The organism is Paucilactobacillus kaifaensis (genome assembly GCF_005405145.1).
In the GTDB taxonomy this organism is placed as follows: domain Bacteria; phylum Bacillota; class Bacilli; order Lactobacillales; family Lactobacillaceae; genus Paucilactobacillus; species Paucilactobacillus kaifaensis.
In genome coordinates this window covers 1-26,179 of record NZ_BJDM01000019.1, presented here as the reverse complement: position 1 = coordinate 26,179, position 26,179 = coordinate 1, and the positions used below count along the sequence as shown (strand labels likewise).

Annotated in this window: 22 protein-coding genes; 18 read left to right on the top strand and 4 right to left on the bottom strand. The window is 36.7% G+C overall.

From position 1 onward, the window contains the following. The first annotated feature begins 93 nt into the window (after positions 1-93). The 11 genes from FFM51_RS07450 to alsE all read left to right on the top strand — a co-directional run bounded on the left by FFM51_RS07450 (position 94) and on the right by alsE (position 11,182). The gene (locus tag FFM51_RS07450) at positions 94-555 is read left to right on the top strand and encodes a PTS sugar transporter subunit IIA (protein WP_137598012.1); all 462 of its coding nucleotides are present in this window, start codon (positions 94-96) and stop codon (positions 553-555) included. Further along, positions 552-848 carry a PTS sugar transporter subunit IIB gene (locus tag FFM51_RS07445; RefSeq protein ID WP_137598011.1) on the top strand — a complete coding sequence of 99 codons (297 nt, stop codon included), beginning with the start codon at positions 552-554 and terminating at the stop codon, positions 846-848. The genes FFM51_RS07450 and FFM51_RS07445 overlap by 4 nt, the downstream gene beginning before the upstream one ends. A 36-nt stretch (positions 849-884) precedes the next feature. After that, on the top strand, positions 885-2,249 hold the full coding sequence (locus FFM51_RS07440) for a PTS ascorbate transporter subunit IIC (protein ID WP_137598010.1): 1,365 nt from the start codon (positions 885-887) through the stop codon (positions 2,247-2,249). A gap of 77 nt (positions 2,250-2,326) precedes the next feature. Further along, a complete protein-coding gene (tkt, locus tag FFM51_RS07435) occupies positions 2,327-4,312 on the top strand; it encodes a transketolase (RefSeq protein WP_137598009.1) in 1,986 nt (661 codons plus the stop codon). Between the two features lie 214 nt (positions 4,313-4,526). Further along, positions 4,527-6,542, top strand: a complete 2,016-nt coding sequence (gene tkt, locus FFM51_RS07430; protein WP_137598008.1) for a transketolase — start codon at positions 4,527-4,529, stop codon at positions 6,540-6,542. A 97-nt stretch (positions 6,543-6,639) separates the two neighbouring features. Then, entirely contained in the window at positions 6,640-8,133 is a 1,494-nt protein-coding gene (locus tag FFM51_RS07425) for a BglG family transcription antiterminator (protein WP_137598007.1), read from the top strand. Next, on the top strand, positions 8,123-8,536 hold the full coding sequence (locus FFM51_RS07420; protein WP_170999595.1) for a PTS sugar transporter subunit IIA: 414 nt from the start codon (positions 8,123-8,125) through the stop codon (positions 8,534-8,536). The genes FFM51_RS07425 and FFM51_RS07420 overlap by 11 nt, the downstream gene beginning before the upstream one ends. Positions 8,537-8,555: 19 nt before the next feature. Next, positions 8,556-9,008: a PTS sugar transporter subunit IIA gene (locus tag FFM51_RS07415; protein ID WP_137598005.1), complete on the top strand. Its 453-nt coding sequence runs from the start codon at positions 8,556-8,558 to the stop codon at positions 9,006-9,008. An 11-nt stretch (positions 9,009-9,019) separates the two neighbouring features. Continuing rightward, positions 9,020-9,331: a PTS fructose transporter subunit IIB gene (locus tag FFM51_RS07410; RefSeq protein WP_137598004.1), complete on the top strand. Its 312-nt coding sequence runs from the start codon at positions 9,020-9,022 to the stop codon at positions 9,329-9,331. A 45-nt stretch (positions 9,332-9,376) separates the two neighbouring features. Then, positions 9,377-10,483, top strand: a complete 1,107-nt coding sequence (locus FFM51_RS07405) for a PTS fructose transporter subunit IIC (RefSeq protein ID WP_137598003.1) — start codon at positions 9,377-9,379, stop codon at positions 10,481-10,483. A 12-nt stretch (positions 10,484-10,495) separates the two neighbouring features. Further along, a complete protein-coding gene (gene alsE, locus FFM51_RS07400; RefSeq protein ID WP_137598002.1) occupies positions 10,496-11,182 on the top strand; it encodes a D-allulose 6-phosphate 3-epimerase in 687 nt (228 codons plus the stop codon). A 71-nt stretch (positions 11,183-11,253) separates the two neighbouring features. On the opposite strand, the gene FFM51_RS07395 is transcribed toward alsE, so the two are convergent. Then, entirely contained in the window at positions 11,254-12,237 is a 984-nt protein-coding gene (locus FFM51_RS07395) for a helix-turn-helix domain-containing protein (RefSeq protein ID WP_137598001.1), read from the bottom strand. Between the two features lie 466 nt (positions 12,238-12,703). Between FFM51_RS07395 and FFM51_RS07390 the strand changes: the two genes are divergently transcribed. Both FFM51_RS07390 and FFM51_RS07385 read left to right on the top strand, forming a co-directional pair. After that, the gene (locus tag FFM51_RS07390; protein WP_137598000.1) at positions 12,704-14,815 is read left to right on the top strand and encodes a beta-galactosidase; all 2,112 of its coding nucleotides are present in this window, start codon (positions 12,704-12,706) and stop codon (positions 14,813-14,815) included. Positions 14,816-14,851: 36 nt separating this feature from the next. After that, positions 14,852-16,129, top strand: coding sequence for an MFS transporter (locus FFM51_RS07385; protein WP_137597999.1), 1,278 nt, complete (start codon positions 14,852-14,854; stop codon positions 16,127-16,129). Between the two features lie 76 nt (positions 16,130-16,205). Here FFM51_RS07385 and FFM51_RS07380 read toward each other — a convergent pair whose 3' ends face one another. Then, positions 16,206-17,069, bottom strand: coding sequence for a LysR family transcriptional regulator (locus FFM51_RS07380; protein ID WP_137597998.1), 864 nt, complete (start codon positions 17,067-17,069; stop codon positions 16,206-16,208). A 146-nt stretch (positions 17,070-17,215) separates the two neighbouring features. On the opposite strand from FFM51_RS07380, the gene FFM51_RS07375 reads away from it, so the two are divergent. Genes FFM51_RS07375 through menC form a run of 3 tightly spaced genes read left to right on the top strand, consistent with a single transcriptional unit; the run spans position 17,216 to position 20,943 of the window. Next, positions 17,216-18,562, top strand: a complete 1,347-nt coding sequence (locus FFM51_RS07375; RefSeq protein ID WP_137597997.1) for a M20/M25/M40 family metallo-hydrolase — start codon at positions 17,216-17,218, stop codon at positions 18,560-18,562. 15 nt (positions 18,563-18,577) lie between these two features. Further along, on the top strand, positions 18,578-19,837 hold the full coding sequence (locus FFM51_RS07370) for an MFS transporter (protein ID WP_137597996.1): 1,260 nt from the start codon (positions 18,578-18,580) through the stop codon (positions 19,835-19,837). Positions 19,838-19,839: 2 nt separating this feature from the next. After that, the gene (menC, locus tag FFM51_RS07365) at positions 19,840-20,943 is read left to right on the top strand and encodes an o-succinylbenzoate synthase (protein ID WP_137597995.1); all 1,104 of its coding nucleotides are present in this window, start codon (positions 19,840-19,842) and stop codon (positions 20,941-20,943) included. Between the two features lie 65 nt (positions 20,944-21,008). On the opposite strand, the gene FFM51_RS07360 is transcribed toward menC, so the two are convergent. After that, positions 21,009-21,890 (bottom strand): LysR family transcriptional regulator, encoded by an 882-nt coding sequence (locus FFM51_RS07360; protein ID WP_170999593.1) that lies wholly within the window; start codon positions 21,888-21,890, stop codon positions 21,009-21,011. Positions 21,891-22,013: 123 nt separating this feature from the next. Between FFM51_RS07360 and FFM51_RS07355 the strand changes: the two genes are divergently transcribed. Beyond that, positions 22,014-22,952, top strand: a complete 939-nt coding sequence (locus tag FFM51_RS07355; protein ID WP_137597993.1) for an NAD(P)H-binding protein — start codon at positions 22,014-22,016, stop codon at positions 22,950-22,952. 48 nt (positions 22,953-23,000) lie between these two features. Here the strand turns inward: FFM51_RS07355 and FFM51_RS07350 are convergent, their stop codons facing one another. After that, positions 23,001-23,885 (bottom strand): AraC family transcriptional regulator, encoded by an 885-nt coding sequence (locus FFM51_RS07350; protein WP_223875912.1) that lies wholly within the window; start codon positions 23,883-23,885, stop codon positions 23,001-23,003. Positions 23,886-24,012: 127 nt separating this feature from the next. Here FFM51_RS07350 and FFM51_RS07345 point away from each other — a divergent pair, with 127 nt between their 5' ends. Continuing rightward, a complete protein-coding gene (locus tag FFM51_RS07345; protein ID WP_137597991.1) occupies positions 24,013-26,064 on the top strand; it encodes a glycoside hydrolase family 31 protein in 2,052 nt (683 codons plus the stop codon). Positions 26,065-26,179: the final 115 nt, after the last annotated feature.

Here is a 26,179-nt window from a genome sequence, read left to right as displayed (position 1 = left end):
ATATTGCACTTTTATAGATGCTATTATTGCACTTGTAAGCGATTTCTACAAGTATAAACTGATTACATAACCTTAAGAAAAGGAGGAATAAGAATGCTGGATGAGTTATTAACCAAAGATACAATTCAGATTTATAAGCAACCTGATTTATCATGGCAGGAAGCCATTAGAAAGGCTGCACAGCCGTTGATTGAGAATGGTAGTATTGGACCCGAATACGTTAACGCAATGATTGAAATTGCAAATGAACAGGGGCCATATTTTAATATTGGAGATCATATTGCGTTGGCACATGCACGGCCGGAAGCTGGTTCACATAAAATTTCCTTATCGTTGTTAAAAACAACACACGATGTGAATTTAATTAATGAAGATCATCCAGTCAGCTTGTGGTTTGTTCTGGCAGCAACAGATAGCCAAAGTCATCTAGAGGTGATTCAAGGATTAATGCAATTATTAACAGATAACGATAAGCTACAAAAATTATTAACGGCAACAGATGTCACTGAAATTCAGAAAGTCATTAATGAAGATATAAAGGAGAATAAATCATGAAAATATTAGCGGTTTGCCAAAGTGGATTAGGCAGTAGTTTTATGGTGCAGATGAATATTCAACAGGTCCTTAAAGATGAAAATGTGCAAGAGGAAATAACAGTAGATCATTCAGATGTGGGAAGTGCAACTGCGGATGCTGCAGATTATTTTTTTGTTGAGTCAACACTGGAAGGTGCATTAAGTGGAATCCCTGATGAGAAGATTGTGCCATTAAAAAGTTTGATAGATAAAGATGAAATTAAAACACATATAAACGGTGTATTAGACAAAGAAAATATTGTTCACGAATAATTAATGCAAATTAAATAATATTGGGGGAAACAAACAATGAAAAGTATTTTAAATTTATTCGTTTCGATTGCAACTCAACCCGCAATTTTAGTTGCGTTGATTGCGATGATTGGGCTGCTTTTACAACGAAAAAAAGCAACGGAAGTTATTCAAGGAACAATTAAGACATTTGCAGGTTTCTTGGTTTTGATCGGTGGTTCTGGAATTCTTAGTAACTCCTTAACTCCGTTTGCCAAGATGTTCAAATTTGCGTTGCATGTTCAAGGAGTGGTACCTAGTAACGAAGCGGTGGTTGCCATTGCGTTGGTGAAATACGGGTCAACAACTGCATTAATTATGTTAATGGGTATGATTGTTAATATTTTGTTAGCACGATTTACCAGATTTAAGTATATCTTTTTAACTGGTCAAGCAATGCTTTATGTATCTTGTTTAACAGCAGTTATTTTGGTTTCTGCACACCTTGGTACCGGTTGGAAAACGATTGTTTTAGGCGGTATTTTTGAAGGTACCTTACTTACTGTTACTCCTGCACTTTGTCAGCCGTTTATGCGACAGATAACTGGCGGTGATACAGTTGCAATGGGACATACAGGTAATATAGGATATGCTACTGCTGGTTTAATCGGTAAGCTGTTTGGTAATAAAAAGAAAAGTACTGAGGATTTGAATGTTCCCAAGAGCCTAAGCTTTTTACGTGATTCAACTGTTTCTATTACATTACTAATGGGAATTGTTTATATTGCATTAGCATTTGTTGCTGGCCCAAATTTCATTGAAACTAAATTAAGTGATGGTACAAACTTTATTATTTATGCGCTAGTACAAGCCGGTACTTTTGCTGCAGGTTTCGTGGTTGTGTTACAAGGTGTTCGAATGATTTTAGCTGAAATTGTTCCGGCCTTTCAAGGAATCGCACAAAAATTGGTTCCAGATTCAAAACCAGCACTTGATGTTCCAATCATCTTTCCGTACGCACCAAATGCTGTATTAATTGGATTTTTTGTAAGTTTTATTGTTGGAACTTTAAGCATGTTTGTCATGATTGGAATGAAAACAACTGTTATTATTCCGGGCGTGGTAGGTCATTTCTTCTGTGGTGCCGCTGCAGCGATTTATGGAAATGCAGCCGGTGGAAGACGTGGGGCGATCTTAGGATCAGCAGTTAATGGACTTTTAATCAGCTGGTTGCCACTGTTAATCCTACCTGTATTAGGTAGCTTAAAACTAGCTGCGTCAACGTTTGCTGATACAGATTACTTAATTCCAGGAATTTTACTTGGTAATCTAGGAAGTTTAGGCACAATTGCAATTGTCGTCGGAATCTTAGGATTTCTTGTAGTAGTGCTACTTATTAGTGCAGTACTGAATGGACGGGATAAAGCAAAGGCTGCCAAATAATTATTGACGTGAGAGTTAATTGAGTTGTCAGGCATGTTTTTGCGCCTGGCTCTTTTTGAGAGGATGGATTTAAAAAAATGACATTTACTAACAAGGATATTGATGCAATTAACGCAATTCGATTCTTAAGTGTTGATATGATTGAAAAGGCTAATAGTGGACATCCTGGGTTACCAATTGATGCTGCTCCAATGGCCTACGTTTTATGGGAGAAATTTTTAAGAATTAATCCTCAAGATCCTAAGTGGATTAATCGAGACCGCTTTGTTCTGAGTGCCGGACATGGCTCGGCTATGCTATACAGCTTGTTGCATTTGAACAAATTTAATTTACCCATGGAAGAAATCAAACAATTTCGTCAGTTTGGTTCCCAAACACCTGGGCATCCAGAAATAACAGAAACGCAGGGGCTGGATGCAACAACTGGCCCGCTAGGTCAGGGCCTTGGCATGGCAGTCGGGATGGCAATGGCAGAACGACATTTGGCCACCAAAGTAAACCGACCTGGATTTAATGTGTTTGATCATTACACATATGCTTTAGTTGGTGATGGTGATTTGATGGAAGGCATCAGTCAAGAATCTATTAACATTGCCGGTAGAAAGAAACTAAATAAATTAATTGTGCTATATGATTCAAATGATATCTCGTTGGATGGCCCATTGAGTTTAAGCACTAATGAGGATGTTCAAAAACGATTTGAAGCTGCTGGCTGGAATCATAAAAAACTCCTCGACGGTAATGATGTGGATGCAATTTATGCTGCAATCAAGGACGCACAAAATAGTGACAAGCCAACAATTATTGAAGTTAAAACAACAATCGGTTATGGCACACCACAAGCTGGAACAAACAAAGTCCATGGTGCAGCACTAGGAGAAGCAAACGTTGCAGCAATGCGTAAATTCTATAATTGGAACTATGCGCCATTTGAAATTCCAACTGAAATTTATCAGCAATTTGACCATTATATTAATGAAAAACAAGAGCAATATAATGATTGGACCAAGATGTTCAAGAATTATAAGCAAGAATATGGAGATGTATACCAACAGTTTGCTGACAATACTTTAGATACAGATAAATTATCTATTGCTGGGGATGAATTCCAAGCACCACTAGCTACTCGAGCAAGTAATTCTGCTATTATGCAACAACTTGCTCAATTAAATCCTAACTTATGGGGCGGCTCTGCGGATCTTTACTCCTCAAATAAAACGAATATATCTGATTCCGGAGCATTTGATGATTTAGACTATGATAATCGTAATATTTATTTTGGGGTACGTGAATTTGGAATGGGAGCGGCTGTCAACGGAATCAATCTACATGGAAATACCAGAGCTTTTGGGAGTACGTTCTTCGTTTTCAGTGACTACTTAAAAGCAGGCATTCGGTTAGCAGCGATTCAAAAAGTACCATCAATCTTTGTCTTTACCCATGATTCATTAGCGGTTGGTGAAGATGGACCAACGCATGAACCAATTGAACAGTTAGCGGGACTGCGTTCGATTCCTAATGTGAATGTAATTAGGCCTGCGGATGCAACCGAGGTAATGGGGGCGTGGCAAGCACTTGGTGACGTAACTGATCAGCCAGCGGTACTTGTTTTGACTCGACAAAAATTGCCATTGTTAAAGCAAGCAGATTCAAGCAAAGTTAAACATGGTGCATATGTCATTTCGCCTGCCAAGAATCAAACTTCCGACGGAATCTTAATTGCGACTGGTTCTGAGGTTTCATTAGCATTGGAAGCTCAGAAAGCATTGTTAGAAAAATCGTATGATGTTTCTGTTGTGTCAATGCCAAGTATGAATTTGTTTAATGCACAAAGCGATGACTACAAAGAGTTGGTTCTACCTAAAGAAGTTAAGGTCAAAATCTCAGTGGAAATGGGAAGCTCATTTGGCTGGGGTGAGTATACAGGAACTTACGGTGGACATGTAGCAGTTGATGACTTTGGTGCCAGTGGGAATGGAGTTACTGTTGCTGAGCATTTTGGTTTTACAGTTAAAAAAATTGTTAGTACATTTGAAGAAAAATGGCAAGAAATTGATAAATAAATAGTATAGCAAGAATAAATAAATTCCCTTGTGAATAAATGTTGATTAATAACAACAGATTATTGCAAGGGACTTTTTGTACATAAAAAAATAAATTTAATATATGTCCATTACTTTGGTCAAAAGAATGGCAAGCGCTTCCATAATTAGGCTTTACTATTATTTTAGACTTAAGATTGAATTCTAAGCAGCAAAAACTATTTGGAGGTAGAAAATGATTAATACGGAAGAACTTTCTCAAAAACATGAATTTGATGAAAATGATGAATTTGCAGTTAACACTGTTCGAATGTTAGGTGTTGATATGATTCAAAAAGCGAATTCTGGACATCCAGGGATAGTTTTGGATGCCGCACCAATGGCATATGTATTGTGGAACTATCATTTAAATGTTAAGCCAAATCAGCCAGATTGGATTAACAGAGACCGCTTTGTTTTATCTGCGGGACACGGTTCAGCTTTGTTATATAGTATGCTGCATTTGAGTGGATATGATCTATCGATGGAGGAACTGAAACGGTTTCGCCAAGCAGGATCAAAGACCCCGGGGCATCCAGAATATGGGCACACTGCCGGTGTTGATGCTACCACTGGGCCATTAGGTCAAGGCATTAGTATGGCAGTTGGAATGGCAATTGCAGAAAAACATTTAGCTGCTGTATATAACCATGATTACAAGGTGATTGATCACTATACCTATTCTATTGTTGGTGATGGTGATCTGATGGAAGGAATTAGCCAAGAAGCAATTAACATCGCTGGAAAAGAGAAATTAAATAAATTAATCGTTTTGTACGATTCAAATGATGTTACGTTAGATGGACCTTTGAACAATGAATCAATAGAAAATCCCAAAATGAGATTTAACGCAGCAGGTTGGGATTATGAATATGTGTCTGATGGTGAAAATCTGAGTGATATTAATGATGCAATTATTAAGGCTAAAACAAACCAAAAACCAACGATTATTGAAGTTAAAACTGTAATTGGATACGGTTCACCCGAGGCAGGAACAAATAAAGTTCACGGAGCAGCTTTGGGGGATACAAACGTTGAAGCTACCAGAGAACAGCTCGGCTATACTGATCAACCATTTGTGGTTGAAGATCGTGTCTATAAAGAGTTCAAAGAACATTTACAAGCACGTGGAGAAAACATCTATCAGGAATGGCTGAGTGAATTTGATCGTTTTAAACAAAATGACGCTCAGGCAAAATATTTTTCATTGGAGCACTCACCGGTACTAGATTTAAAGGACATTGAAAGTACAACGTCTGTTGGCGGAGCCGTGGCAACTAGAGTAGCAAATTCAGATATTATGCAACAAATTGCTGATCGTAATTTAAATTTCTGGGGTGGTGCAGCTGATCTTTCTTCCAGCAATAAAACACAGTTAGCTGATAGTGGTCGTTTTTCAGATTCTAATCCACAAAATCGTAATTTGTGGTTTGGTGTCAGAGAATTTGGAATGGCTGCAGCTTTAAACGGAATTGCGTTGCATGGTGGTACAAGAGCATTTGGGAGTACCTTCTTTACTTTTTCAGATTATATGAAATCGGCGATTAGATCTGCGGCACTTCAAAATCTTCCTGTTACTTTTGTGTTCACACATGATTCAATCGCTGTTGGCGAAGATGGACCAACTCACGAGCCAGTTGAACAACTAGCTGCATTGAGGTCCATGCCGAATGTTAATGTTATTCGCCCTGCTGACGCAAATGAAGTATTAGGCGCGTGGAAAACGATTGCTAGAGAAACAAGTAAGCCTAGTGTATTGGTATTATCACGACAAAAACTGCCAGTATTAAAAGAAACTAGTGATGCAGATATTTCAAAAGGAGCTTATGTTGCTTCGCCAGCCAAAACGCCAGATGCAGATGGAATTTTAATTGCCAGTGGTTCTGAACTTCAGTTGGCACTCGCAGCTCAAGAAAAATTACGAGAAAAATCATATGATTTGTTAGTTGTTTCGATGCCAAGTTTTGAATTGTTCAAACAACAAAGCAAAGAGTATCAAGAATCTGTTCTTCCCTCTACAGTTACAAAACGAATTTCAATAGAAATGGAAAGTACTTTTGGCTGGGGTGAATTTGTTGGACTGAATGGGTTAAGTATTGGTATTGATGAGTTTGGAAAGAGTGGTAACGGTAATACTATTCAAACTGAATTTGGATTTACAGTTGATAATATTGTTAAAAAATATGAAGAGCTTTGGAATGACACTAAATAAATATTGATATTTAAAAAGATGACCATTGTATTGGACATAGTTTTAGAAAGCGCTTTCTTTAGTATGCGATAGAATTAAATTGCAAGGAGGTGAACGGATGCCGAAAGTTGGGATTAAGCGGGAATTACTTGATTTGCTCAGCGATTTAACTGACTATACTACAGCCAAACTATTGGCTGATCAGTTGTCTGTTTCAACTAAGACGGTTTATCGAACAATTGATCAAATAAATCAAAAAGTAGGTATACCAGCACTTATTTTAACCGCTAAGGGGAAAGGAATTAAGTTAAATAAAGAACGGGAAGTCGGACATAGAGTTCAATATAAAGAATTGGCTGTTAATGAAGAATTATCACCGAGCAGGCGTCGTGAGCAAATTACCTTAAGGTTATTGTACTTATCTCCACATAAAATGAAACTGCAGTTTATTGTTGAACAGTACTACGTTAGCGAGTCTGTAATTAATAATGATGAACGAATGATGAATGATTGGCTCAGACAATTCGATTTACGGCTGGATCGTGAAAACAGAGAACTTGGAATTGTTGGTGATGAAAGTAAAATTAGGCAAGCTATATCGGCATTAACGGATTTCACTGGAATTATTGATTTTTCAAGTATTGATAATCAAGGAGCAGTGCCTTTAAATGAACGGGATGTTCATTTTATTGCTAAACTCTTGCGTGAAGCAGAAAACAGATTGCAAATTGAGATTCCATATCCATATGACATCAATATATTCTCGCATATTTATATTTTGATAAATCGTTATCGGAATGTAGGAAGAAAAAGTGTAATTGACATTGATGACTATCAAACGAGAAGTAGCTTGGATGAGCAACTATATAAATGTGCAAAGTGGATGGTCGACAAAATTAAAATTTACTCAAATCTGGAATTACCTAACGCTGAAATTATCTATATTTACGAGTATCTAGAGTCGTCGAGAATTCAAAATTTAACTGGTATTACACAACATGTCCCTGAGGTTGCGGTTGATATTTCTAAGGAGTATGCAAGGCAGGTAGCCGCCAAATTAAATTGCTCTGTTAATGATGAGAAAATATTACCCGATTTAATTAACCATATTAGACCGATGCTGAATCGATTATCAAACGGAATTTACGCTAAAAATGAATTGTTATCACAGATTAAGCAAGAATACGAGAAGATTTTTAACGTGGTTAGTGAAGTATCTCGGTCAATAAGTGAGCAGTTTAAGCTCCCACGGATACCTGAGGATGAAAATGGATTTATCTCCATCTATTTTGCTCGTGAAGTTGAGCGTAGCACCCGACCGTTGAAAATATTAGTGGCATGTACTACTGGAATTGGGACAGCAGAACTGCTTAGAGTCAAAATCGAGAAAATTTTTCCAGAGTTAGAAATTGAGGATGTTGTTTCAATCAGGGCTTATGAGGAAAACAAGAAAAAGTATCAGGATGTTGATTTAATTTTATCGACAGTTCCAATCAAGAACGAAAAACAAGTCCCTAATTTAGTGGTTAGTGCATTGCTAGGAAAACGTGATCAAGACGCCATTCGTAGTAAGGTGGCAGACATCGAAAGGATCGAATATGATGACTCCTAAACCGAATATGTCTTTTAAAGTAAACAATCTTCTTACTAAAAAAGATTTGTTTAAGAAAATATGTAAGCGATTACGACAATTGGACTTGATTTCTTCGGAAACACAGGTAGTTAATGAGCTTATGTATCGAGAGTCGTTATCTGATACACGAATTAGTGAAGAATGTGCGATGCCTCATTGCCAAAGTGAAGCAATTACAGATTCAAAAATTATTGTAGTTGACTGTTGGGACAATCCGATTGGTTGGGAAAATAAAAATGAGAAAGTAACAAAAATTGTTTTTTTACTGTTGGCTGTAAATGATAATGAAGCAAGATTAAAAGAAATTAGGGACTTCGTAAGGGCCCTGGCAACGGGAAGCTTTGAATTCAATGATTTAGCGTCATTTGAGATGTTAGATTAATAATGAAAGGATCGATTAGATGGATTTGATTAGTTCAATAAATACACAAAATATACTTGTTAATAATGACGCTAAAACGAAAGATGAAGCGTTAAGGAATATTATTCATAGTTTATACCTTACGGGTAATGTAACTGATGAAGAATTATTTTTAAAAGATGTTTATGCTCGTGAAGCTGAAGGTGTAACCGGCATTGGTAATGGAGTAGCAATTCCACATGGAAAAGGAAGCAGTGTTGTTGAACCAGGTTTTGGGATCGCAACGCTTACAGATCCGATTGAGTGGGAAAGTTTGGATGATGAAAAAATCAAAATTGTTGTTTTATTTGCAGTCAGTGACAGTAAAGAAGGAGCAGAGCAACATCTTCGATTACTCTCACAATTTGCTAGAAAGTTAGGGAATGATGATGTTTTAGCGGCCTTAAAGGAAGCAAAGAATATCGATGAAGTGATAGAAGCTTTTGAAGTATAGGAGGATAAAGCATGAAAATTGTCGGAGTTAGTGCTTGTACCGTGGGAATTGCTCACACATATATTGCACAGGAAAAAATAGAAAATGCAGCCAAAAAACTTGGTGACGACGTTAAGGTTGAAACTCAAGGAACAATTGGAATCGAAAATGAATTAACTAAAGAAGAGATACAGGATGCTGACATTGTGCTACTTGCTGTAGATGTCAAAATATCCGGTGAAGAAAGATTTGAAGGGAAAAAAGTAGTCAAGGTTTCTACTGAAGTTGCAATTAAGTCTCCTAACAAACTGGTTGCAAAATTGCATGAAGTAGCAGGAAGTTAAAAATTCGAGGTTATTTTTACCTTTAAAAATAAGGAGAAAAAAATAATGAAGGAATTAATAAAAAAGGCTAAGTTTAAGGAACATTTGTTGACAGCGATTTCTTACATGATACCAATTGTCTGTGGTGCTGGCTTTATTATTGCAATTGGAATGGCATTTGGTGGGAAATCGCAAGATGCGCTAGTAATTGGAAAGTTTAATTTTTTTCAAGCAATGGCAACCATTGGTGGTAAAGGTCTTGGCATGTTGCCAATGATCATCTCAACTGGAATTGCCTTTTCGATTGCTGGTAAGCCAGGAATTGCACCAGGCCTCGTCACTGGTTTGGCTGCAATCGCTATTAGCGCCGGTTTTATTGGTGGTATTATTGGCGGTTATGTTTCTGGATACTTTGCGTGGTTAGTTTTGACCTATGTCAAAGTTCCTAACTGGGCAAAGGGATTAATGCCAACGTTGATTGTCCCTTTCTTAGCTTCAATCATAAGTGCTTTATTGATGGTTTATGTTTTTGGAACACCAGTTGCATGGTTTACAGCATGGTTGACAGCCTTTCTTAAAGGAATGAGTTCTGCTTCGAACCTTTTGCTTGGTGCAGTTATTGGAATCCTAAGTATTGTTGATTTTGGCGGACCAATTAATAAAACGGTTTTTGCATTTGTTCTAACCCTTCAGGCCCAAGGAATTAACGGACCTGTAACTGCTCTTCAGTTAGTAAATACTGCAACTCCAATTGGTTTCGGGCTGGCTTTCTTTATTGCCAAGCTGTTCCGTAAAAATATATATAACAAGGAAGAAATTGAAACACTTAAATCAGCTGTACCAATGGGAGTTGTTAACATTGTTGAAGGATCCATTCCTATTGTCATGAATGACATTGTTCGTGGGATTGTTGCGGCTGCTATCGGTGGTATGTGCGGTGGTGCAACAACTATGGTTCTAGGTGCTGACGCAACTGTACCTTTTGGAGGCTTTTTGATGTTACCAACAATGTCAAATCCGCTAGCTGGATTAGCCGCGATTGTAGTTAATGTTGTTATAACTGGATTAGTGTATGCCATTATTAAAAAAGACGTTCCATATGAGGCAGCAGAACCAGTCGATAGTGCTGATAAAGAAGAAGATATTGATTTAGACGACATTCAAATTTCATAGGAGGAATTGAATATGAAGGTAAAATTTTCACCATCACTAATGACAATGAATCTTGATAAATTTAAAGAAGAGATTGATTTTTTAAGTGACAAAGTAGATTCGTTTCATATTGACATTATGGATGGGCACTTTGTACCAAACTTAACACTTTCTCCTTGGTTTATTGAGCAAGTTAAAAAGATTACTGATACGCCAGTGTCATCGCATTTAATGGTTGAAGATCCATCATTCTGGGTTGAAGAATTGATCAAAGTTAAAAGTGAATATATTTGTTTTCCAGCCGAACGTGCAAATGGAATTGCATTTAGATTGATTAATCAAATCCATCAAGCAGGTTTAAAGGCGGGGGTTGTTTTAAATCCTGAAACCAGTGTTGACAGTATTAAAGAATATCTTGGATCTGTAGATAAAGTTACAATTATGACAGTTGATCCTGGCTTTGCAGGTGAGAAATTTATTGTTAGTGCTTTGCAAAAGATTACCGAATTACGAACACTACGTGAAGAAAAAGATTATGAATATATTATTGAAATGGATGGATCGTCAAATAAAGCTCATTTCAAAATGATTCATGATGCCAATCCAGACATATATATCATTGGTCGCAGTGGATTATTTGGCTTGAGTGACAATATCGAAACATCATGGAATATGATGGCAGAGAACTTTTTAGAGGCTACTGGAGAAGTAATTCATTAAAAATGCAACTATAAAGATGCCGGGTTTACATTTGTATAATGTAAATCCAGCATCTTTATTTATTAAAAATATTAAATTCGATTCCAAAAATCTTGTTTGAATTTCTCGTCGTTTATTTTTTCTTTTGGGAATGAGTTAAAATTCTCACTAAATAATTTTTGATCAACAAAATGGCTAACCTTTTGCATACGAAATTGCTTTGGTGACAAGCCGGTCCAGATCTTAAATTGACGACTAAAATTTCCTGGGTTTTTGTAACCTAGAGTAAGGCTGATTTGATTGATATTAAATTGGGGCTTTAATAATAATTGTTGTGCAATTTCTTGTTTTATATCAGAAATATATGACTTGGGAGACGAACCGTAGTAACTCTTAAAGATACGTGATGCGTAGCCTACACTAAAATTTAGCTGCCTACAAATATTTGAAATAATGTCAATGTTTTCAATTTTACTTGGATCCTCGATTGCTTGATTTAACTGATGTTGAAGTGTTTTTTTGATATGAACACGCATTATTTTTGCAATTTGCATTGTGGAGACGCTCTCGGAATGTGAAGGAGGAGTAATACCACGATATAATTCAAGGATTATGTCAGCTAATATAAGCTGAATCTCCATTTTATCATCAAATTGGTATTCACTTTCTTCTTTTTGGTAGATGGAATTAATCATTTTATCCATTTTTGCAGTAATAATTTTTGTTAATTTTTCATCGTGGTGATAGATGATTTTTGAGTTGGAAATCAACCTTTCTTCAAACGTGGGCTCATCAAGATCAAAATGAAAGCAAAAATATGTTAGTTTGGTAGTTGCTTCTACATGGTGGTAAATACCAGGTGAAATAATTGCAAAATCACCATGTTTAATAGAGTCAGAATATGATTCGTATTCAATCCTTTCTGTTCCATCAAGTACATAGATCATTTCAAATGCGGCATGACGTTCATTCGGATAGTCCCATCCCTTGTCAACAGTCTGGAGATGAGCTCCGAAAAAAGTGTAATTCCAATTTATAATTGGAAGTTTTTTTGCATGTTTAAGTAATAAAGTCATTGTTACCCCCCACTTAACTATCTGACAAAAATAATAATCATTACACGTTATTTATTGAATAAAAGATCAAAATTTAGGTAAATTGTTTATCTAACTATACCATTTTTTAACATATTTAAAAATAATTGGAAATGAAGTTACCAAACACTAATAATAAAACGTTTAATATAAATTAATTATTTATACAAGTTGCTATACCAAACTTGTATAGTAGTTTAAAAATAAATTCATTTAAGGCGTTTAACTGGTTGCTTAATGATATAAATAAGATTAAATATGATGATAATATTGTTTAATGATAATTTTACGCTTTGTTAAGTCATTCTTTGAAGATAATAAAAATGCTACTCTTAAGCCGTTCGTTTAAAGCGCTTACATCGGCAATGGATGGGATGGTGATATTTAAAAAAGTAGGAACGTGCGCTGCAATAAACTAAATTTTTTATAAATCCTGGGGAGGATTAATATGACAGAAAATAACAAGCATATTTTATTTGGAACAGCATACTATGATGAGTACCAGCCGACGCCAAATTTAGATCGAGATATTCAACTGATCCGTGATGCAAACATGAACGTTATTCGTGTTGGTGAAGGTAGTTGGTCACACTGGGAGCCTGAAGACGGAAAGTTCTCACTCGACTGGTTACAACCAGTGCTAGATAAAGCACATGAAAACGGAATTGATGTAATTATCGGAGTACCGACATTTGCAATCCCACAATGGTTGGTTAGAAAGTATCCAGAAGTAGCATTGCATAATGAAAATGGAAGTGTTCATAATTTTGGCTCTCGAGAAGAACACAGTTTGAGCCATCCCGTTTTTAGATTCTATGCAGAAAGAGTTATCCGTAAGATCGTTGAACGATATGCTAATCATCCGGCTGTGATTGGTTGGCAGCTTCATAATGAACCAGGACTATTCCTAAATTATTCGCATGATGTGTTTGAGGGGTTCAAAGACTATCTACGAAATAAGTATGAAAGTATTGAGTATCTGAACAAGGAATGGGGTTTAGTCTACTGGTCACATGAGTTATCAACCTGGGATGATCTGTGGAAACCAGAGGGGAATGCTCAGCCTCAATATGATATTGAATGGCGAAGATACCAAGCTTCGTTAACAGATGAATTATTAAAATGGCAACGTGAGTTAATTAAGTCAATTGCGCCAAAAGACCAATTTATTACGGTAAATATCGCACTTGGTCGTGACGCTTTTGATGAGGGTGTCTCTGGACAACATCTTGATGTGGCTTCTAGTGATCCATACTTTCACATGCAAAACGGAATGCGGATGCCTGACCCTGATGTTCCAAAACCAGCCTGGTTTGTTGGCGGCCCGGAACAAATAGCTCTTCAAGGAGATCGAACTTACGCTGTGAAGCAGAAACCATACTATGTTGCTGAAACTGATGGCGGTCCTATTGGTGGTGCGGCAGACAACTTTCCTGGATTCCACGGACAGTGGAGACAGGCTGCTTGGCAATTTATTTCTCGAGGGGCAGAAATGATTGAATATTGGCAATGGCAACAGCTACATTTTGGCACCGAAACATACTGGGGCAGCATTATTCCACACGATAGAAAACCGGGACGTGTTTATCGTGAAATATCAGCATTAGGTAAAGAATTGAAAGACGCGGGTAGTGAAGTAACGGGATTGAAGCCTGATCATGATATTACAATAATGTATTCAGTGAAATCGCGTTGGGGGTTATCATATGAACCATATACAGCAGAAAATGCTACTGCTGATCCCCATCACACGCGGAATGCTGCGGCATTTGATCATATGCTCTCAGCATTTTACAAAGGAGCCTTTATATCAGGGAGACAGGTAAATTTAATCCATGATTCCCAAGTAGTCAAAAATGATGACGGGACCTTCTTACAAGACCCTAGTGACTTTGCTAAAGACAATCCTGTTTTGTTAGTAGCCGGTATATATATTGCCTCAGATGAGTTATTAGAGTGGCTACGAGAATATGTTAAAAATGGTGGTCACTTGATTTTAGGACCACGTTCCACATACGCAGATGATTTATCACGAGCGAGAATGGAAACAAAACCTTCCGACATGAATGACTTGGCAAAAGCCTCCTATCAGGAATTTTCTAATCTTCGCCAAGATATTCCAGCAGTTGAAACTAACGAGATGAAATTACGTAAGGGTTCTGCGGCAACTGAATGGATTGACTGTTTAGAAAATAATGGGGCTACTGTACTTGCCAAGAGTAATGATCCTCATTTTTCACAATTTCCGTTAGTTACAACTTCAAAATCTGATAATGGTGAGGTAACCATTGTTGGAACAGTTCCGAACGCCCAACTTGCAGCTTCAATCTTTGATTATGTGCTACCGGATGAAAAGTGGGTTGCAGGTCACGCTACCGTTTCGCATTCTTCAGCTGTCAATGCCACTGGCGAAAGACTACATTTTATGTTCAATTGGAACTGGAATGAAACAACCGTTGACTTGCCAGTACAATGTATTTTACTTGGAGAATCGAAACCAGTTAGAACGATTAAATTAGGCTCTTGGGATGTTGTAGTTCTTAAAGAGGACAAAAGTTAATTTTGGATAGGATAAGTTATTTAGGGGGGAAAAGTAATGGATACTTCGTCTACATCACAAAATAAGACATTGTTACCATGGCAAACACCGAACAATGAACAGCAAAAAAAGCTTCCAGTAAGAACTGCAATTGCCTTGGCGGTAGGAGTTGTCTTATGGCTGGGACCATATTTAGGGTTAGTGGGTGTTTTAGTTCCACAACAAGTTGCAAGAATAAATCCCGACGAAAAGGCAAACATCATTGCAATAATGTCCACTTTTGCAATGATAGTCTCAACAATTGCTAATATTGTTGAGGGGGCACTTTCCGATAGAACTAGATCACGTTGGGGTCGTCGAACCCCCTGGATTGTGGTTGGTGCAATTGGTACTGCAGTTTGTATTCTCTTTTGGGGTAAAAGTGTTACTGCCTGGCAAGTAATTCTGTCAGATTGCGTTTATATGATTTTCTTAAATATGATCGTTGCACCGCTGATTGCGGTTATCGCTGATCGTACATCACCTAAGTACCGAGGAACTATTTCCAGTGTGTATGCGCTAGGATCCGCGGCCGGTCAATATGGTGGACAGGCATTCGCATCGTTATTTTTACCAGTTCCATATACCGGATTCATTGTAATGGCAGTGTTAACAGCACTTTCTGGGCCAGTAGCTGCACTGATATTAAAAGAGAAATCGACTAAAGAGATGCCTGTTGAAAAGATAACTATTAGTAATTTTTCTCAAAACTTTGCATTTCCAACGGAAGGGGCTAGAGATTTTTATCTTGCCTTGTTTGGTAAGCTTGCTATGCAAACCGCATCTTTCGCGATTTCTGGCTATCAGCTTTATATTCTTACTGATTATATCAAATTACATGGAGGGGAGTTGCAGAGCTATGTTACTATGATTTCAATGATTTTGATGGTAACTGCAATTACATTATGTATTTTTGCAGGACCCCTTTCCGATAAAATTGGAAAAAGAAAAGTGCCTGTTATCATAGCGGGTGGATTAATCGCCGTTGGTTCACTTGTTCCTATGATTGACACAAAACCGTGGGTGATGCTTGTATATGCCGCAATTGTCGGTGTTGGAATGGGTATGTACAATTCTGTTGATCAAGCTCTGAATATTGAAGTATTGCCAGATCCTAAAACTGCTGCAAAAGATCTTGGATTGCTTAATATGGCTAATAATGGTGGACAAGTTTTTGGACCAATTTTTTCCGCAGCTATTATTGGATTGATCGGTTATCGTGGAATCTTTCCACTGGCTTGTGCAATGGCCGTTATTGGATCAGTTCTTATCATATTTATTAAAAAAGTTAAGTAGTAATGTTAATTGTTTCAATGGACGATAAGTTCATTGAAACTTTTTTTGACTAAAAATGGTGCATATGTATTGTATATCAAAGTTGAGCAAAATATTGTTGAATAGCACTGCTAACTTTTTTGTGGTATGGATTAAGTGCCATTGACGCCTGGTAGCTTAAGTATATTTTTCGATGCGGAGGATTAGGATAAATTTTTTTTAATGTAATATTTGCAAGATTAACTTGTAACCATGATTTTTCAGGAATGAAACCAATTCCCATGTTTTGGGCAATTAATCCGCGTAGTGTTTCTCTGTCACTGGTAATAAATTTTGGGTTCACAGTTTTAAAATGATTACTTCTTAGATAAGACTCAAGGTATGTTCGTAGAGGATTAAGTTCTGTTAGGATCAAATTTTCATTAATTAAATCTGAAGTGCTAAGTTCCTGAACGTTTTTTAGTTTGGATCTGCTTCCAATGGCAACTTTAATTTCTTCGTCAAGCAATAATTTGTTAATGTTGCCATTGATTGGGTGGGTGCTGAATTCAAAGTCGTAATTTTCGAGTTGGCTGTTTTCGAGACCATGTTGAACTAGTTTAACTTTGACATCAGGAACTTGTAATTTAATTATCTCAATAAGAGTTGGAATCATTGGTGAGGATGTTTCAAATCGTAAAGTAATCACTTGACTGCTTTTAGAATTTATTTCTTTAACGGAATCAACAGCACCATCAAGTTGAGTCAATATTTTTGCGATTTGTTGCGCAAACAGTTGCCCCTGTGTATTTAGCTTCAGTGAATGACCATTTCGAATAAATAAAGCAACAGATAGTTCCTGCTCTAACTCTTTAAGTGTTCGACTAAGCGAAGGTTGAGAGATCATTAATTTTCGAGCTGACTGTGATATGTTTTCTGTTGATGCAACTTCTAAAAAATATTGTAGTTGTAGTAACCGCATTTTATATCCTCCTATAACGTTTTAGATATAGTCCATGTCAAATATTGTATTTCAATGTTAGGGTGAAATGCAATAGAATTATTAATGTTAGATTAGAAAAAGATGTAATAATCTAATCTAAAATTAATAAATAAGGAGGGATATATTTGGACGAAAAGATTGATTTTATTAGAGAAAACTACAATGACTTTGAGCAACTATTAACTCAGTTGGTCGCGTTTAGATCTGTTAGTAATAACGATGATGATATGACTGATTGCATTGAGTTTTTACAAGAGTTACTCGTGCGAATGCTTCAAGCAACAGTTAGTGTAATTAGAACATCAGGAGCACCAACTATTGTTGCCAATGTTGCGGGGCAATCGGATGAGACGGTTCTATTCTATGGGCATTATGACACAATGCCAAGTGGACCTATTGATTTATGGAAAACAGATCCGTTTAATTTAACTTTTATTGATGGGAGATATTTTGGCAGAGGGGTCGGTGATAACAAAGGACAGTTACTTGCCCAGATTTTAGGTATTTATACATATAAGAAAGTTTATGGAAATTTACCATGTAATATTGTTTTTTTGATTGAAGGAGAGGAAGAAAAAGGGAGTGTTAATTTACCTGAGACTGTCGAACAACTGAGAACAAGCTTATTGAGAAAAGTAGATTTAGCGATTGTTGTTGATGGTTCGATTAACCAAGGGGGAGATCATGTATTAAGATTAGGAAACCGAGGGGTATTTGGTTTTGAGATAAGTGTGGTTACAGGAAAATCTGATAATCATTCTGGTAATGCTGGAAATATCATGGATAGTGCTGCCGGCAAAATAATAGCTACTTTGAGTAAGTTGTATGACTTTACGGAACATAAAGTAATGATTCCCAATTTTTATAATGGAGTTCCTCAACATGCTGAAATCGATTTAAATTCATTGATGAAATTACCATACGATCAAAATAAAATTATGACTCAAATGGGCCTAAAGGAAATTCCATCGAAAATAGAATTTTACGAGAGACTAATGTATCAACCGACATTTAATATTGCAGGGATTAGTTCAGGCTACACAGAAAAAGGATTAAAAACGGTTATTCCACATACAGCAAATGTAAAAATTGATTGTCGCTTAGTAGGTAATCAAAGTATAGAAGCTATAAAGCAAGGAATTGAAAAAAAATTAGCTACAGATTTAAATAGTGGCGAGGTTTCAATAAAATACCTGGTAGAAACACCGCCAAGCACTACGAAGATGAGTGATAGTGAAGTCAATTTAATTACCTCAGCTATTGAGACCGCGACTGGATCAGTGTTAGTTGAACCGGTGATGGCCGGCACTGTTCCTAACTATGTCTGGACGAATATCTTAAAAGTACCAGTAGTTACTATCCCATATGCAAACTACGATCAACATAATCATGCGCCAAACGAAAATTTAACTAGGGATAATTTCATTGATGGAATCAAAATTTCCTACGAATTAATAAAAATATTTGAATAAAACGAGGTAAATTTAATGGAAAAAAGTACAATTTCTTACATTCAAAGCGGGGTCAAAAAACCACGTGCGACATTTATTCTACTTTATATCGCATACATTGTGTGTTTTTTAGATCGTTCGGCAATTAATATCGCACTTTCATATATCGGAAGTGATTTCCATTTAAGTACTACAACTCTGGGTGTAGTTGCAAGTGCCTTCTTTTTTAGTTATTCCCTGATGCAAATTCCAGGTGGTTGGTTGACAGATAAATTTGGTACAAAAATTACTGTGATAGTTGCTATCACGATGTGGTCTATTTTTACTGTTTTAACAGGATTTGCGTGGTCATTAGCATCATTATTGGTAATCAGAATTTTGTTTGGATTAGGTGAAGGGGCTTTTCCATCTGCTAGCCTGAAGCAAGTGGCAGAGGAGTTTTCATATAAAAATCGCTCACAAGCGACATCGGGAATGATCTCATCTAACTATGTTGGGGCAGCAATTGCGCCGGTGGTTATTGCCCCAATTATTGCATTTATGGGATGGAGAGGTGCATTTCATATTCTGGGAATTGTTGGATTAGTTTTTGTGGTTGTTTATTTCTTTGTTATGAAATCTAAACAAAATACTGTAACAAGCCAAAATGACAAACGACCAAAGATAAAATGGTCAACAGTTTTAGAAAATAAAATGATTTGGCAATTCTTTATTGTTGTTTTTGGGTTAAGTTCAGTAACGAAGGGATTAGATTCATGGATGCCAACATATCTGTTACAAGCTCGGCACATTAATCTTGCTGGAGTTGCATGGATGGTACCACTACCCTCTGTCGCAGCAGGAATTGGAGCGGTGGCCAGTGGATTCATCATGATCAAATGGTTTAACGGCAAAGAAAAATGGTTGATTGCATTTTCTAGTTTGTTGGCAACAGCATTTATGTTTGGAATGTACAGGGCAACATCTGTTGGGGCAGTGATTTCATTCGAGGTATTCACTTATCTATTTAAATCAATTGCGTTTAGCAGCAGTTTTGCTTTTTTTGCTAAGTTAATGACCGAAAGTGCTTATGGTTCATCAATTGGAATTGTGAACTTTGGAGGTCAGTTAGCAGGATTTGTTGCTCCTATATTAATTGGTTTTCTAGTTCAATTATTTGGTGGTTCGTATAGTGCTGCATTTTTGTTTTTAGTTGTAGCAGCTGGAATTTCATTTATTGCTTCACTTACATTTAATGAGAAAAAAATTGCAAAATATAAAGAAAATGTTTTAATGAGTCAGGAAATTGAGGAATAAAAATGAAAATAGTAAATGCTTTTATTAGAAAAGTAGACATCCCACTAATAAGTCCGTTTGAGACTAGTTTTACTAGAATGGAATTTAAAAAATGTATAGTTTTAGAGCTTCATGACCAAGATGGAACGGTAGGATTTGGTGAATCATCAGCGTTTGATCAGCCATTTTATAATGAAGAATTTCGTGATGGAAGCTGGGAACTTATGCTTAAACAGCTTTTACCTCGTGTAATTAATCGAAAGTTAGTTCATCCAGATGATATGTATGAATTAATGGCGGATGTACGAAGAAATAATATGACTAAATCCGCTATTAATTGTGCGCTTTGGGACATATATGCTAAGCAAAGTCATCAAACGCTAGCTAAAGCGTTAGGTGGCAATAGGAATAAAGTTGAAACCGGTGTAAGCATAGGAGTTCAGGCATCTCCAGAGCAGTTAGTTAAAACAGTTAGTGGATACATTCAGGATGGATATCAGCGGATTAAAATGAAGATTAAGCCTGGAAAGGATTACGAATATATTGCAGCAGTGCGGGATAAATTCCCACAAGCAATGCTAATGGCAGATGCTAATTCTGCTTATCGTCTTAAAGATGTTGAAATGCTGAAAAAATTAGACAGTTTGAATTTAATCATGATTGAGCAACCGCTAGAGCCAGGTGATTTAGTTGATCATGCTACGCTGCAGGCCAACATTAAAACCAGCATTTGTTTAGATGAAAGCATAACGTCGCTTGATGACGCACGAAAAATGGTGCAATTGAATAGTGGTAAAATAATTAATATCAAAGTTGCTCGGGTTGGTGGATTAACAATCGCTAAAAGAATTCAAAAATACGCACAAGAGCATAACGTCGAGTGTTGGTGTGGCGGCATGCTCGATTCAGGAATTGCTCGAGCTGAAAATCTTGCCATTGCAACGTTACCGGGATATACGTTACCAAATGATATTGCGGCCTCACATCGTTATTATGCGAAAGATATTATTAAACCAACTATCACATTAACGGGTACGTATGTTGACGTGCCTACAGGTGATGGCATGGGGTTTGACATCGATCGCACTAACCTAGATAAATTCACAGTTCAATCTGAAAGAATCTAAAAATAAAATTTTTATACTGGTAAGTTTAAAAAAGATATTGGTAACGAAGACTATCAATATCTTTTTTAATGAAAATTTTTATCAACGAAGTTAGCAATTTTTGCAACGTTATTATTAATATTGTTCAAGCTAGATTGAACTAGTTGGTAAGAACTAAACGGATTATTATTTGGTAAAAAAACAATGTCTGGAAACAGGTGTGAATTGCTGAATAAATCAGGAAAAAAGGCGAAGCATTGATTATTGGCAACTGAACTAAGCAATGTTTCTAATGTTTCAAATTGGATATAATGCAAATTATTAATACCAGCACGTTTCGCTTGCTGATCTAGCCAATTTTTGGCCGAAACAGAGTTGTATTGACTGTAATAACCACAAGCGAGATTATCTAGTTCTTGAACGTTCAATGAATTAGCGGTGGCCAAGTTATTATATTTAGAAATACCAATCGTGTAATCCGAAGCTAATAATAATGTATTAGTAACATTTTCTTGATCCTGCATCATTCCAAATGAATATGCCAAGTCAATATTACCATCGGCTAATCCCTGATGCAGTTGTTCAATGCTCCGATGAGTATATTCAAAGATTGTTCCATTATTATTTTGTTTATAATGGTTAAGGATTGGCACGATTATTCTGGCTTCATATAAGCTGGAAAATCCAATTGTTATTTTAGGCTGAACATGTACGTCAACTTGTCTAGCTGACTCTATGGCTGTTTTGTAATCAGAAGCGACAAATTTTGCATTTTCGTAAAACGCTTTTCCCGCGGGAGTCAGTTCTATTGAATTGTGGTGGCGATTAAATAATAATACGCCAACCGTATCTTCAAGTTTGTTAATTGACTTACTTACAGCGGTAGCAGAGATAAAGAAATGCTCAGCAGTCTTTGAAAAGTTGAGAGTTTCTGCAGCATATAAAAAATATTTTAGTTTATCATCCATCATATAACTCCTCTGGGTAACTTTTAGTTTGCCTGTATAACTTATTGATTATGTATTTTTGCTAGATTGTAAATATAATTAGTAGTGAACATTGTGAATTTATTATCAAGGAGGATACGTGTTATGTCTAAATATATTATAACAGGTGTTGATGGAAATTTTGGTGGCGTAGTGGCTGAAACAGTGCAAAAGTTACTACCAAAAGAGGATTTGTTATTCACGGCCCCAACGGAAAATGGTCTTAAAAAGTTTGCTAATTCAGGGATTAAGACAGCGGTAGCTAATTTTAATGATGTGGCAGGACTAACCGAGGTATTTAGTAATGCGGATAAAGTTCTGTTAATCTCGATGCCTTTCGTGGGTGAAAAACGACGTCAAGCGCATAAGAATGTTGTTGATGCTTGTGTAGCTGGTAACGTAAAACAAATTGTTTACACTTCCTTAGTTAATGCCACGGATCCAATGAATCCCAGTATTGAAAAAATTGATCATGCTTGGACCGAATCTTACGTAGAAAATACAGCATTAGATTACATTTTCTTGAGAAACTCCCAGTATACTGAAGCGATGATTTCAAATTACTTTGCAATGATCGAACCTGGTGTGCTAGGAAACAATCAAGGTGATGGCAAAATGGCTTATATTTCACGTGAGGATTGTGCAATTGCAGCAGCACATGCTGTCGCTAATGATTATTTACATCGGGAAATATTGAATATCAATGGGCCAGAACTAATCACAATTACGGATTTGGTTGAAATCGGGAATGAAGTTACTGGTAATAGTGTCAAATATAATGAAGTAACTGATGAAGAGGACTATGAAATCTTTGATAAAATGGGAGTTCCTCGGACTACTGATGGCGATTTTAAGAAGGGGTCAAGTGCTCCGTTTTCATCAGAGGGCATGGTAACTTTTGGGCAAGCAATTCGATTAGGAAAGATGAACACATATTCATCTGACTTTCAGATGTTAACTGGACACCAAGGGAAAACCGTTCAATATATGTTTGAACATGCAAACGACTATCAAATTGGTGATCGGCATTCTGTTGATAAATAGCGTGGGTTATTATTATTTTTATAAAAGGGCTGATATTTATCAGCCCTTTTATTGTGGCTTCGGAATTGTTGGGTCAACTTTGATGTTGTTTAAATATGTTTTTGAATAAGAATTTTTAAATTTGGTGGGGGTAAGTGAAGTCATTTTTTTAAAAATTCGTAAAAAGTATTTTTCATTGTTAAAGCTGAGCTCATAGGCTATTTCTTTAATGGATAAGTCGGTGGTCAGCAGTAATTCTTGTGCTTGTTCAATTTTAATTGAGTTGATGAAGTGAATAGTCGTCATATTTTCATATTCATTGAATAATCTAGTCAAATAAACCGGAGTCATTTTGAACTCACGTGCGACGATGTCGACTGATAATTTGTCATGGCTGTGAATTCTAATCCAGTTTTTTATTAATTCAAACTTAGTGGAGGACTGATGATGATCTCTGATTGATATAGCAAATTGATGTGATAGTTCAATTAAAATATTAGAAATAAAATAGTTAGTAGCTAAATTTGAGGATTTTACGTCATTAGCACTATCAAGCATTTGTCGTATCAAAATGGCCATTCTTTCGAAATTGGTAATGTTAAATAACTGCGGAATTACTACTTCTGAGGGCTTGTGAGCTAATGATAATTGATACGATGTCGTAACCGCACCACTAGGAAAGAAATGCATCCAATAGTAGATCGTGTTATTCGGAGATGTCTTAAAACCGAAATGACGAATATAGGGTGGGATTAGTAAACAGTCATTTTTGGCCAACGTATATCTTTCGCTCCCAATTTCAATAAAAGCTGTTCCTGCTAGCATGATGAATAGTTCGTAGTCACCATCATTTGTTATATCTTTGTGCTGCCAATTGGCGTCAGCAAAATATTGACCGGCTTTAAAAAAGCGCACTGGTTCATATAATAAAAATTTGTATACCTTATTTGCCAAAATAAATACCTCTAGTTTTGATATGTATACCTTTATACTAATTTTATTAGTTTTTTCAATTGATGTAAAGCACTATCATTAAGATTGTAAGCGTTTACTAGCAATGGTAGAAGGGAAGGTATCTGTAATGATTTATGAAAACAATAATTGTCTGTATTTGAGAAATGGTAACGAATTATTGGAAATTAAGCCATGGGGGAAAAATAGTTTCCGTGTTCGTAGCAGCAAGTTTCCCAACTATACTGATAGAAAGAATGCCCTGACAGAAGAAATTAGTCTGTTCCCAGCAACAGTAACAGTCGATGAGTCACAAAAAACTGGGAAAATAATTAATGGGAATCTGACGGCGCAAATTGATATTTTTAAGAATATTACGTTTTACAATCAGAAAGGTGAGATTTTACTCAAAGGTTATCAGCGAAATAGGATTGATGACATGTCGGCTGGGGTAGATGCTGCTAAGGTCAGTCACTTCAACAGTGCTTTAAATATTGATTCTCGTGAATTTAAATCAATTCCCGGTGGAGATTTTGAATTAAAAGTGCGATTTGAAGCAGATTCAAACGAAAAACTATTTGGAATGGGACAGTATCAACAAGACTTTCTCAATCTAAAAAACTCTAAACTTGAATTAGCCCATAGAAACTCACAGGCAAGTGTTCCTTTTGTTCTTTCAAGTAAGGGATATGGCTTTCTATGGAATAATCCAGCGATTGGGGACGTTAGTTTTGCCAAAAATTTGACAGAATGGCATGCGCTATCAACCAAGGAAATGGATTATTGGATTACATGCGGTGACAAACCAAATGATATTGAAGAACAATATGCTAATGTAACGGGTAAGGTACCCATGATGCCAGATTATGCCATGGGCTATTGGCAGTGTAAGCTACGTTATCAAACACAAGAAGAGCTGCTTAATGCAGCACATGAGTTTAAATCACGTAACTTACCGATTAGTGTGATTGTAATTGATTATTTCCACTGGCCTAAGTCTGGAGAATATACTTTTGATAAAAAATATTGGCCAGAACCGGAAAAAATGATCTCAGAATTACACAGTATGGGAATTAAGTTGATGGTATCGGTTTGGCCAACAGTTGATGAAACCAGCTCACATTACAAAGAAATGCAAGAAAAAGGTTATTTGGTTCAGACAGAACGCGGTGTTCCAATTACAATGAATTTCTTAGGAAATAACGGGTTTGTCGACTTTACTAATCCGGATGCACAAAAGTATTTGTGGCAGTTATTGAAAGCAAACTACTCTGATAAGGGTGTCGATCTATTTTGGCTTGATGAAGCAGAACCAGAATATACTGTCTATGATTTTGACAATTATCGTTATCACGATGGTAGCAACCTGCAAATTGGAAATACTTACCCGGTTGGATATTCTAAAGCAATTTATGACGGTCAAGTAGCGAATGGTCAAAAGGACATTATCAACTTAGTTCGATGTGCCTGGGCTGGCAGCCAAAAGTATGGTGCCTTAGTCTGGTCGGGTGACATTGATTCTAGTTTTCAATCACTACGAAATCAACTTGCCATAGGATTGAATATGGCGATTGCTGGGATTCCATGGTGGACAACTGACATTGGTGGCTTTCATGGTGGCGTCGATGACGATGAAAAATTCAGACAGCTAGTTACCCGCTGGTTTGAATTTGCAGCATTTTGTCCAGTAATGAGAATGCACGGAGACCGTGAACCACATACAGAACCGTTAAGTAATGAAGGCGGCGGTAAAATGCCATCCGGTGGCGCAACTGAACCGTGGGCATATGGTGAGCAGGTTTACAGCACGATGAAAAAGTATCTGCAGTTACGCGAAAATTTAAAGGATTATATTCGTGATCAAATGAAAGCCGCTCACGAAAAAGGAACGCCGGTTATTAGACCATTATTTTATGATTTTGACGCTGATAAGAGAGCTTGGGATGTTGAGGATGAATATATGTTTGGTGACTCACTACTAATTGCACCAGTGCTTTATGAAAACGCAACACAGCGGACGGTATATTTACCAGCCGGATCTGATTGGATAAACGTATATTCGGGAGAGCAATTGATTGGCGGAAAGACAATCAGTGTTGATACTCCCATCGAACAAATCCCGGTGTTTATTTGTAAAAAGAATGCATCAAAATTAATGCCTTTATTTGATGCGGTTAAGTAAGTTTTTTAATCGGCTTTAATTTTTAATTGGAGGTCTTGGATTATGAGTTCAAATGCAAATCATACCGATCATAATGTCGCTGCTGCACAAGCAATGCTGGATAATGATCGGCTAC